Here is a 10,000-nt window from a genome sequence, read left to right on the forward strand (position 1 = left end):
GGACAGTTGCCGCTATGGCACAACTATCGGCTTTATCACGCACAGCCTTTTTTCAGCGTTTTGCCCGCACCGTGGGTGTATTGCCAATGGAATATCTGTTGCGCTGGAGAATGGCGCTGGCCAAAGATTTATTAAAACGGCAGAATTTGGGCCTAACCGAAGTGGCAGACCGCACCGGCTATCAGTCAGCCAGTGCATTCAGTACCGCCTTCAGCCGTTATACAGGCCAATCCCCCAGCAGTTACGCTAAGGAAAACAGGCTGATAAAAACACAATAATTGCCGTTATCGGCGCAGAATTTTTTCGATGTTTTTCCCCTTAGCCAGCTCGTCAATCAGCTTGTCTAAGTAACGGATCTTTTGCATCAAAGGATCGGCGACCTCTTCCACCCGAACACCACAGACCACGCCTTTAATCAAAACAACCTTGGGGTTTATCGCAGGAGCACTATCAAAAAAGCCCCTAAAATCAGCGCCCTGCTCCAATTGCTGCTGCAGCTCGGTAGCACTATAGCCTGTCAGCCAACTGATAATTTGATCCACATCTGCTTGAGTGCGGCCTTTGCGCTCAGCCTTTTGCAGATAAAGTGGATAAACAGAGGAAAACTTCATGGTAAAAACGCGGTGTTCAGACATGGTTGGCCCAGCAGTAATTACAGTCTCGATTAAAGCCATATCAGCCCAGAGTAAGGCTGATCTTTTAACGAATCCAGACGGCTTTGTAAATCACCGCTGTGTACTTCCAGTTGATGGCCATCCGGGTCCAACACATACAGCGAATACCCTTCACTTTTGTTTTGCTTCCATTCCTTCACACCAGCCTGCCGTAACTTTGCCGCAAAGGCAGGGAAATCCTCTTCAGCTATATCCAAAGCTATATGAGAATAATCTTTGGCTGGTGACACCTCGTCGCAGAACAGGCAAAGCCATAAGTCACCCAGACTAAGGTAAGCGCCCTTATCCCAACGCACATGAGCTTGCATACCAAGCAACCCGTTATAAAACAGTAAGGATTGTTCCAGATTACTGACTGCTATGGTGAGATGGTTTAATCCTCGAAGCACAAACATTTCCTTAATTATTAAAACTCCTCCACCAGCTTAATATTCTTTTGGTGCTACTTCGAGTAAATGTTCAATCAGCAAACGCAATCGCAGCGGCTGGTTGTCGCGATCGCGATATAACAAATAGGTGTCGCGTTTTGGTCCTTGCCAGTCTGTGGCAAGTGCAACCAGCCGGCCTTGCTGAATATATTCCTGCACTACCCTGCGTGGCAAATAGCCTATGCCTACACCAGCTTCAATGGCCTGCATCGCTATATTCATATCATCCACTGAAAGCCGGATATTACCCTGCGGACTATAGTCGATCTGTTGCTGATCCTGCTGGTGAATAAAGCGCCACACATTGATCGGGCTGCTGACAACCAGAGGGTAATTGATTAGCTCTGAGGGATGCTGAATATGATGCCATTGTGTTGCCCTATTACTGGCACAAAGCAAAGATTGCACCAGGGTCAAAGGCCTGGCTATCCATCCCTGCAACCTGGGTTCGCCAACCCGGATCGCTAAATCTATCGCATGTTCACCCACATCTATCATCCAGTTTGACATACGAATATCTAAATCAATTTTCGGATAACGTAACTGAAATTGATTTAATGCAGCCGCCAGCCAGCGGTACATGGTATTTACAGGGGCAGCTATTCTGAGCACACCAGCGGGCTCGTGTTTTTCGGCATGCAGCTCACCGGAAATATCATTCAGCTCGCTAAAAAGCGGCCCACAACGCTCAAAGTACTGGCGGCCGGTGCCGGTTAAATTAATACGATGGGCGTCACGATGCAGCAGCCGTAAACCCAAAGTTTGTTCTAAAGCGTTAATACGACGACTTAAAGTAGAAGGCGGAATACCAAGCACAGTCGCAGCCTGTCGAAAACTGCCCGCCTCTGCCACGACCCAAAACAGCCGCATATCATCAAGAGAGTAATTAGGTTTCATTTTTGGAATTTAACCTGCTAATTGTCATCATTTATTTTATTTATGAAATATATAAACTGTAAAGCAAGTTCACCAGCTAAATCAATTTTATGAAACAGCAATCCACTTTTATTACTATTGTTCTGTTATTAATCAGCGTCTTTTGTTGGGGAAGTGTGTTTCCAGTGTCAAAAGTGGTACTGGAGCATATGTCGCAAAACTCACTGGTGGTGTGGCGCTTCAGCATTGCTGCATTTTGTCTGGTGCTGTATTTACTGTTCAAAGCCGAACGCTGGCCCAAACTGACTATGGCGCAATATACCAGGGCTATTGCTATCAGCCTGGTTGGTGTGGGCGGTTTTAATTTGCTGCTCTTTACCGGAGTAAAACATACAACAGCCACCAATGGTGCTTTGGTGATGGCGCTAAGCCCACTGGTGACACTATTGATGGTCTGCGCCATATCCCGCAAGTGGATCAGCGGGGCTCAGGCTTTTAGTTTGATCATAGGTTTAGCCGGTGTCTTGCTGGTGATCACTAAAGGCAGCGGGCAGGCGCTGTTGCAGTTTGAATTTAATCAGGGCGATATCACTATTATCACGGCTATGCTGTTGTGGTCGGCTTACACCACAGCGTCACAAAAAATGAGCCACTGGTTACCTGTGTTGCCTTTTACCCTGATCAGCATGCTCTCCGGGGACGCTTTTATTCTGGCCGCCAATAGCCTGCAAGGAGATATTCACCCTATCACCGAACTGCTTAATCTTTCTCTGAACGAGCTGTTGGCTATGCTTTACATAGGTGTATTTGGCACTGTAGTTGGCTATTTGTTTTTTTTAAATGGTGTGCAAAAGCTGGGCTCAGCTTCCGCTGCATTGTTCTTTAATTTAATTCCGGTGTTCGCTGCCTTAACCGCAGTAATGATGGGGCAAGAAGTCACGGCTATTCAGCTGACAGGTATGCTGATTGTGATGCTTGGTCTGATGTTACCGCAACTGCTGAAAATGATTCGCCAGCGCACTGAGCCTCAAGGCTGTGAAGCACAGGGTTAATTTGTTACTCTTTGCTGACGCCTCAGTTTTACCCTGCATTAGGGACGGCAAGTCTATAAACCAGCTCAGTTGGAGCAAGCCGAAACTTTAGTCTGTCCAGAGCAGAAACCAGAGGGCACTTTACGCAGCGCCCTCGTATTTTGACAACGAACAACAGATAAAGCCGCTATCTGCTGGCCCCTACTTTGAAGCAACAGAGGCAGTCGCAAAAATGACCTTATATTCCTCATCTAACAAGTGATATAGCTGCCGGAACGCCGCTGAGGGAGTTTTTAAGTGCGAATTTTATTGCTACCATCGTGGCACACTCCACACAGGCTTTTGATTATGAATGCTATTATTTCGCGTACCAAGTCCCTCGGGCAGCCCCTATTGATTGCTTTTTTGCTGTTAAGTCTTTGCTGCTCAGCGGCTGCCAGCTCTTTTATTACCGCTGACCATAGCCAGTTTTTATATACCGGCCGCATTGATTTTAGCAACGCTAAATCGCCCTCTCTGTCTTGGCCTGGCAGCAGTATCAAAGCTAACTTTAGCGGTAAAAGCTTAGCTGTGGTGCTGGACGACTCTACGGGTAAAAATTTCTTTAATGTCATTATTGATGGCAAGGACAGCCACCCTTTTGTGCTGCAAGCCAAACAAGGCGAACACAACTACCTGATTAGTAGTAGCCTGACCGAAGGACCTCACAGTCTTGAGATCTACAAACGTACTGAGGGTGCCGAAGGCGCCAGTCAGTTTAAAGGCCTGCTGCTGGACGATAAAGCTGGTTTACTGGCGCCGCCAAAACGCCCAGAGCGCCGGATGGAGATCTACGGCGACTCGATCAGCAGCGGCGCGGGCAATGAAGCGGCAGATAACGCTGAAGACGATCTGGCCTCAGAAAAAAATAACTACCTCGCTTATGGTGCCATAACGGCCAGAGCGCTGAATGCCGAACTTCATACTATTTCGCAAAGTGGCATAGGCGTGATGATCAGCTGGCTTGATTTTACAATGCCGCAGTTTTACGACCAGTTAAGCGCTGTGGGCAATAACAACAGCAGCTGGGATTTCAGCAGCTGGACGCCGCATCTGGTGCTGATTAATTTAATGCAAAATGACAAATGGCTGATCGACAATGAAAAACGGCTGCAGCCTATGCCAACCGATGCGCAGCGTATTGCCGCCTACCAGCAATTTATTAGCACTATTCGCAGCAAATACCCCAAAGCTCAGATAATTTGCGCTTTAGGCAGCATGGATGCTACAGAAACAGAACAATGGCCAAACTACGTACGCCAGGCGGTAAAAAACCTGCAGGACCAGGGTGATACTCAGCTGGACACTGTATTCTTCCCTTTTACCGGCTATGGCAAACACCCTCGTGTAGCCCAACATCAGGCCAATGCCGAGTTACTTACCGCCTTTATCCGGCAAAAAATGCAGTGGCATTAGAATTCATCACAAAATGAATTTGAGACTGTCCAAATAAAAAACCCGTCACTAGGACGGGTTTTTTAGCAGAAATTACTAAAGGTTGGATTACCAGCCTGTCAGCTCTTTCAGTGCTTTACCGATGTCAGCTAAGCTTTTCACGGTTTTCACGCCTGCGTCTTCCAGTGCAGCGAACTTCTCGTCAGCTGTACCTTTACCACCAGAGATGATGGCGCCAGCGTGGCCCATGCGCTTACCAGCAGGTGCAGTTACACCAGCGATGTAAGAAACAACAGGTTTAGTCACGTGTTTTTTGATGTAAGCAGCAGCTTCTTCTTCAGCTGAACCACCGATTTCACCGATCATCACGATGGCTTCAGTCTGTGGGTCTTCCTGGAATAATTTCAGGATGTCGATGAAGTTAGAACCAGGGATTGGGTCACCACCAATACCTACGCAAGTAGACTGGCCGAAACCGTAATCCGTAGTTTGTTTTACTGCTTCATAGGTCAGAGTACCTGAACGTGAAACAATACCTACTTTACCTGGTAAGTGAATGTGGCCTGGCATGATACCAATTTTACATTCGCCTGGAGTGATCACACCTGGGCAGTTAGGGCCGATTAAGCGTACGCCTAATTCGTCACATTTTACTTTGGCATCCAGCATATCCAGAGTTGGAATACCTTCAGTGATACAAACGATCAGTTTGATACCGCCGTTAGCAGCTTCCAGGATAGAATCTTTACAGAAAGCAGCTGGTACATAGATCACTGATGCTTCTGCGCCAGTGGCTTCTACCGCTTCTTTTACTGTGTTGAATACTGGTAAACCTAAGTGAGTCTGACCGCCTTTACCCGGAGTCACACCACCAACCATTTTAGTGCCGTAAGCAATGGCTTGTTCAGAGTGGAAAGTACCCTGAGCACCAGTGAAGCCCTGACAAATTACTTTGGTATCTTTATTAATTAAAACGCTCATGAATTACCCCTTATGCCTTAGCCGCTGCAGCAGCTACAACTTTTTGTGCAGCGCTTGTCAGGTCTGTGTCAGCGATAATGTTCAGGCCGCTTTCACCCAGCACTTTAGCACCCAGTTCAGCGTTGTTACCTTGCAGACGAACCACTACTGGTACTTTCACGCCGACTTCTTTCACTGCGCCAATTACACCTTCAGCGATCATGTCACAACGCACGATACCACCGAAGATGTTGATGAATACGGCTTTCACAGCGTCATCAGACAGGATAATTTTGAATGCTTCAACAACGCGTTCTTTAGTCGCGCCACCGCCAACGTCCAGGAAGTTCGCTGGTTGGCCACCGTGTAATTTCACGATGTCCATAGTACCCATAGCTAAACCTGCACCGTTCACCATACAGCCGATGTCGCCACCTAAAGCTACATAGTTCAGTTCCCATGAAGCAGCGTGCGCTTCACGTGGATCTTCCTGTGAAGGATCCTGCATAGCTTTTAATTCTGGGTGACGGTACAGAGCGTTGCCGTCGATCACCAGCTTGGCGTCTAAGCAGTGCAGATCGCCAGCTGGAGTAATAACCAGAGGGTTTACTTCCAACAGAGCTAAATCTTTTTCCTGGAACAATTGAGCCAGACCCATGAAAATTTTCACGAACTGGTTAATTTGCTTGCCTTCCAGGCCTAATTTGAAGGCTAATTCACGGCCCTGGAATGGCTGAGCGCCAACCAGTGGATCGATAGCAGCTTTCAGAATTTTTTCTGGAGTTTCGTGGGCAACAGTTTCGATTTCCACGCCGCCTTCAGTAGACGCCATAAACACGATACGACGTGAAGAACGGTCTACTACAGCACCTAAATACAACTCTTTAGCGATGTCAGTACAGGTTTCAACCAGGATACGACTTACAGGCTGACCTTTTTCGTCTGTCTGATAAGTAACCAGGTTCTTTCCAAGCCATTTTTCAGCGAAAGCGCGGATATCTTCTTTGCTTTTCACCAGCTTCACACCGCCCGCTTTACCGCGACCACCAGCGTGAACCTGAGCCTTGACAACAAACATGTCGCCGCCGATTTTATCTGCAGCTTCTACCGCTTCTTCAACAGTTGCTGCGGCGATGCCTTTCGATACAGGCAAACCATATTGGGCAAACAGTTGCTTACCCTGATACTCGTGCAAATTCATGGCTATTTTCCGTTCATTTTGACATTGAAGGCCACACCGGTGGTGCGACCTGACCTTTAGATCGGCGCGTATTATAGTGCCAATCAGTCTGATAAAAAATGCTGTTGCCCGAAAACAACAGCATTTTTAGTTACTTTTTCCAGATATTAGATATCCAGCAGAATACGGGTTGGATCTTCCAGCAATTCTTTGATAGTGACCAGGAAGCCGACTGACTCTTTACCATCGATGATACGGTGGTCATATGACAAGGCTAAGTACATCATTGGCAGAATTTCCATCTTACCGTCTACCACCATCACGCGGTCCTGAATTTTGTGCATACCCAGGATAGCGGATTGTGGCGGGTTGATGATTGGAGTAGACATCAGAGAACCGAACACACCACCGTTAGTGATAGTGAAGTTACCGCCAGTCAGGTCATCCATAGACAGTTTACCGTCACGGCCTTTGATGGCTAAATCTTTGATAGCTTTTTCGATTTCAGCCAGGTTCATTTTGTCACAGTCACGCAGAACCGGGGTCACCAGACCACGAGGCGTAGACACAGCGATGCTGACGTCAAAGAAGTTGTGGTACACGATATCATCGCCATCGATAGCAGCGTTCACTTCAGGGAAACGCTTCAGCGCTTCTGTCACAGCTTTCACATAGAAAGACATGAAACCTAAACGAATACCGTGACGCTTTTCAAACACGTCCTGGTACTGCTTACGCAGGTCCATGATTGGCTTCATGTTCACTTCGTTGAACGTCGTTAACATGGCTGTCGAGTTTTTCGCTTCTAACAGACGGTTCGCAATAGTTTTCCGTAAACGTGTCATAGGCACACGTTTTTGTGAACGATCACCTTGTACCGGAGCTGGAGCAGCAACAGCAGCCTTCGCTGGAGCAGCTGGTGCACCGGCCAGGAATTTTTCTACGTCTTCTTTGGTGACGCGGCCATTTTTACCAGAACCCTGGATCTTCGCAGCATCTAAGCCCTTTTCAGCAATCAGGCGACGAACAGATGGAGTTAATACTTCATCTGATTCTGCAGCAGGAGCAGCAGCGGCCGGAGCAGCTTCAGCTTTAGCAGCAGGCGCAGCAGCAGGAGCGCCACCGGCAGTCATATGACCAATCACTTGTTCTGCATTTACAGTAGCGCCTTCAGCGTGGACGATTTCGCCCATCACACCATCGGCTTGCGCTACAACTTCAAGCACTACTTTATCGGTTTCAATGTCCACCAGGACTTGATCACGGCTAACGGCTTCACCTGTTTTTACATGCCAGGTGGCGATTGTTGCGTCTGCAACTGATTCTGGTAGTACCGGGACTTTAATTTCCACTTTGTCACCTTTTTTAAAAATTGGGTTTTGTTTCGTTACTAAAACTAAAGTCAGAGCGCCTTGCGGCAGCACTGACGGAATACAAAAGGGCGCAGCTGATGCTGCGCCTTAATTTTTAAGCAATAGTTAAAGCTGCGTTGACTAAAGCCTGTTGCTGTTTGTTGTGTACAGATAAGTAACCTACTGCAGGCGAAGACGAAGCTTCACGACCAGCGTACGTCAGTTTTCCAGTTGCTGGTATTGACGACCAGAAATGGTGTTGACTGCAGTACCAAGCGCCCTGGTTTTGAGGTTCTTCCTGACACCAGACAAAATCTTTTACATGCTGGTAGTCTTTCATGATAGTCGCCATCTCTTCCGCCGGGAATGGATACAACTGTTCAATACGGACTATTGCAATGTCAGTGATATTACGTTTACGACGTTCTTCTAACAGATCGTAGTAGACTTTACCGCTACACATCACCACACGTTTCACATCTGCTGGTTTGATTGGGTCAATTTCAGCGATGGCGTTCTGGAATACACCAGAGGCGATTTCTTCTAAGGAAGAAGTCGCTAACGGGTGACGTAATAAAGACTTCGGCGACATCACAATCAGAGGACGACGCATTGGGCGCACCATCTGACGACGGATCATGGCATAGACCTGAGCCGGCGTAGTAGGCACAACAACCTGCATATTGTGATCAGCACAAAGTTGCAGGAAACGCTCTAAACGGGCTGAGGAGTGCTCCGGGCCCTGTCCTTCATAACCGTGAGGTAATAATAAAGTCAAACCACATAAACGGCCCCACTTTTGCTCGCCTGAGCTTAAGAACTGGTCAATCACGACCTGAGCGCCGTTGGCGAAGTCACCAAACTGGCCTTCCCAAATTACTAAAGCACGAGGTTCAGCTGTGGCATAACCGTATTCGAAGGCTAAGACCGCTTCTTCAGACAAGGCTGAGTCGTACACCTGGAAAGGACCTTGAGAGTCGCTGATATGTTCCAGCGGTGTATAGGTCGTCGCATCGTTCTGATTGTGCAATACAGCATGGCGGTGGAAGAAAGTACCACGGCCAGAATCCTGACCAACAATACGAATGCGGTTACCTGCACCGACGATAGAAGCGTAGGCCAGAATTTCTGCGAAACCCCAGTCAATTTTCTTCTCGCCTTTGAGCATTAAAGCGCGGTCTTCGTAGACTTTACCGACCTGACGCTGCAATGCATGGGTTTCTGGCACTACAATGGCTTTTTCGCCTAATGCAACCAAATCAGCCACAGACATGCTGGCATCGTAAGCTGCAGTCCAGTCGTGGCCTAAGTATGGAGTCCAGTCGACTGCAACTTCAGTCATTGGACGCCACTCTTCCACCACGCAATCGCCTTTATCTAAAGCGTCACGGTAGCCGTCAATCATCTGCTGCACTTGTTCCGCAGTCACCACACCTTCAGCAATCAGCTTCTGAGCGTATAACTCACGCGGTGTTGGGTGTTTTTTGATTTTCTGGTACATCAGCGGCTGAGTTGCATTTGGCTCGTCCGCTTCGTTGTGACCGTTACGACGGTAACAAACTAAGTCAATCACCACATCACGTTTGAAGGTGTTGCGGTAATCTACAGCCAACTGCGCCACAAAAATCACAGCTTCCGGATCATCACCATTGACGTGGAAAATTGGTGCCTGCACCATTTTCGCAATGTCAGTACAGTATGGTGTAGAACGGGTGTCTTCAGGGTTAGAGGTAGTGAAACCGACCTGGTTGTTGATCACCAGACGGATAGAACCACCCACTTTGAATGCACGGGTCTGAGAGATGTTAAAAGTTTCAGCCACAACGCCCTGACCTGCGAAAGCAGAGTCACCATGAATGGTGATAGGCAGAGCTAAAGTACCATCTGTGCTGCCACGGCGGTCTAAACGGGCACGTACTGAGCCCATAACCACTGGGTTCACAATTTCTAAGTGAGACGGGTTAAACGCCAGCGCTAAGTGAACATTGCCGCCTTTGGTTTCGAAATCAGACGAGAAACCCATATGGTATTTCACGTCACCAGCGCCAACCACTTCGTATTTACC

At 47.9% G+C, this 10,000-nt stretch carries 10 protein-coding genes; 3 read left to right on the top strand and 7 right to left on the bottom strand.

From position 1 onward, the window contains the following. A partial coding sequence (locus LDL40_RS07335) for a helix-turn-helix transcriptional regulator (RefSeq protein WP_300994582.1) occupies positions 1–278 on the top strand: 278 nt, incomplete at its 5' end. A gap of 6 nt (positions 279–284) precedes the next feature. On the opposite strand, the gene LDL40_RS07340 is transcribed toward LDL40_RS07335, so the two are convergent. The 3 genes from LDL40_RS07340 to LDL40_RS07350 are packed head-to-tail and all read right to left on the bottom strand — an operon-like array spanning position 285 to position 1,999. After that, complete coding sequence (locus LDL40_RS07340) at positions 285–635, bottom strand: DUF2200 domain-containing protein (RefSeq protein WP_300994583.1); 351 nt, start codon at positions 633–635, stop codon at positions 285–287. 29 nt (positions 636–664) lie between these two features. After that, entirely contained in the window at positions 665–1,063 is a 399-nt protein-coding gene (fos, locus tag LDL40_RS07345; RefSeq protein WP_300994584.1) for a fosfomycin resistance glutathione transferase, read from the bottom strand. 36 nt (positions 1,064–1,099) lie between these two features. Then, complete coding sequence (locus tag LDL40_RS07350) at positions 1,100–1,999, bottom strand: LysR family transcriptional regulator (RefSeq protein ID WP_300994585.1); 900 nt, start codon at positions 1,997–1,999, stop codon at positions 1,100–1,102. Between the two features lie 89 nt (positions 2,000–2,088). Here LDL40_RS07350 and LDL40_RS07355 point away from each other — a divergent pair, with 89 nt between their 5' ends. Both LDL40_RS07355 and LDL40_RS07360 read left to right on the top strand, forming a co-directional pair. After that, positions 2,089–3,030, top strand: a complete 942-nt coding sequence (locus LDL40_RS07355; protein WP_300994586.1) for a DMT family transporter — start codon at positions 2,089–2,091, stop codon at positions 3,028–3,030. A 327-nt stretch (positions 3,031–3,357) separates the two neighbouring features. After that, a complete protein-coding gene (locus LDL40_RS07360) occupies positions 3,358–4,464 on the top strand; it encodes an SGNH/GDSL hydrolase family protein (protein ID WP_300994587.1) in 1,107 nt (368 codons plus the stop codon). Positions 4,465–4,551: 87 nt separating this feature from the next. Here LDL40_RS07360 and sucD read toward each other — a convergent pair whose 3' ends face one another. The 4 genes from sucD to LDL40_RS07380 all read right to left on the bottom strand — a co-directional run. After that, positions 4,552–5,424, bottom strand: coding sequence for a succinate--CoA ligase subunit alpha (gene sucD, locus LDL40_RS07365; RefSeq protein WP_046518783.1), 873 nt, complete (start codon positions 5,422–5,424; stop codon positions 4,552–4,554). Positions 5,425–5,434: 10 nt separating this feature from the next. Further along, a complete protein-coding gene (sucC, locus tag LDL40_RS07370; RefSeq protein ID WP_300994588.1) occupies positions 5,435–6,604 on the bottom strand; it encodes an ADP-forming succinate--CoA ligase subunit beta in 1,170 nt (389 codons plus the stop codon). A 146-nt stretch (positions 6,605–6,750) separates the two neighbouring features. Continuing rightward, a complete protein-coding gene (gene odhB / locus LDL40_RS07375; protein WP_300994589.1) occupies positions 6,751–7,935 on the bottom strand; it encodes a 2-oxoglutarate dehydrogenase complex dihydrolipoyllysine-residue succinyltransferase in 1,185 nt (394 codons plus the stop codon). A 115-nt stretch (positions 7,936–8,050) separates the two neighbouring features. Further along, positions 8,051–10,000, bottom strand: a 1,950-nt coding sequence (locus LDL40_RS07380) for a 2-oxoglutarate dehydrogenase E1 component (RefSeq protein ID WP_300994590.1), incomplete at its 5' end; no start/stop codon positions are given.

The sequence above is a fragment of the Rheinheimera sp. genome (assembly GCF_020217005.1).
GTDB lineage: Bacteria > Pseudomonadota > Gammaproteobacteria > Enterobacterales > Alteromonadaceae > Pararheinheimera.

Coding starts and splice junctions, on each gene's coding strand:
- LDL40_RS07340 (WP_300994583.1), bottom strand. CDS start 635: ATGTCTGAACACCGCGTTTTTACCATGAAGTTTTCCTCTGTTTATCCA.
- LDL40_RS07350 (WP_300994585.1), bottom strand. CDS start 1,999: ATGAAACCTAATTACTCTCTTGATGATATGCGGCTGTTTTGGGTCGTG.
- LDL40_RS07355 (WP_300994586.1), top strand. CDS start 2,089: ATGAAACAGCAATCCACTTTTATTACTATTGTTCTGTTATTAATCAGC.
- LDL40_RS07360 (WP_300994587.1), top strand. CDS start 3,358: ATGAATGCTATTATTTCGCGTACCAAGTCCCTCGGGCAGCCCCTATTG.
- sucD (WP_046518783.1), bottom strand. CDS start 5,424: ATGAGCGTTTTAATTAATAAAGATACCAAAGTAATTTGTCAGGGCTTC.
- sucC (WP_300994588.1), bottom strand. CDS start 6,604: ATGAATTTGCACGAGTATCAGGGTAAGCAACTGTTTGCCCAATATGGT.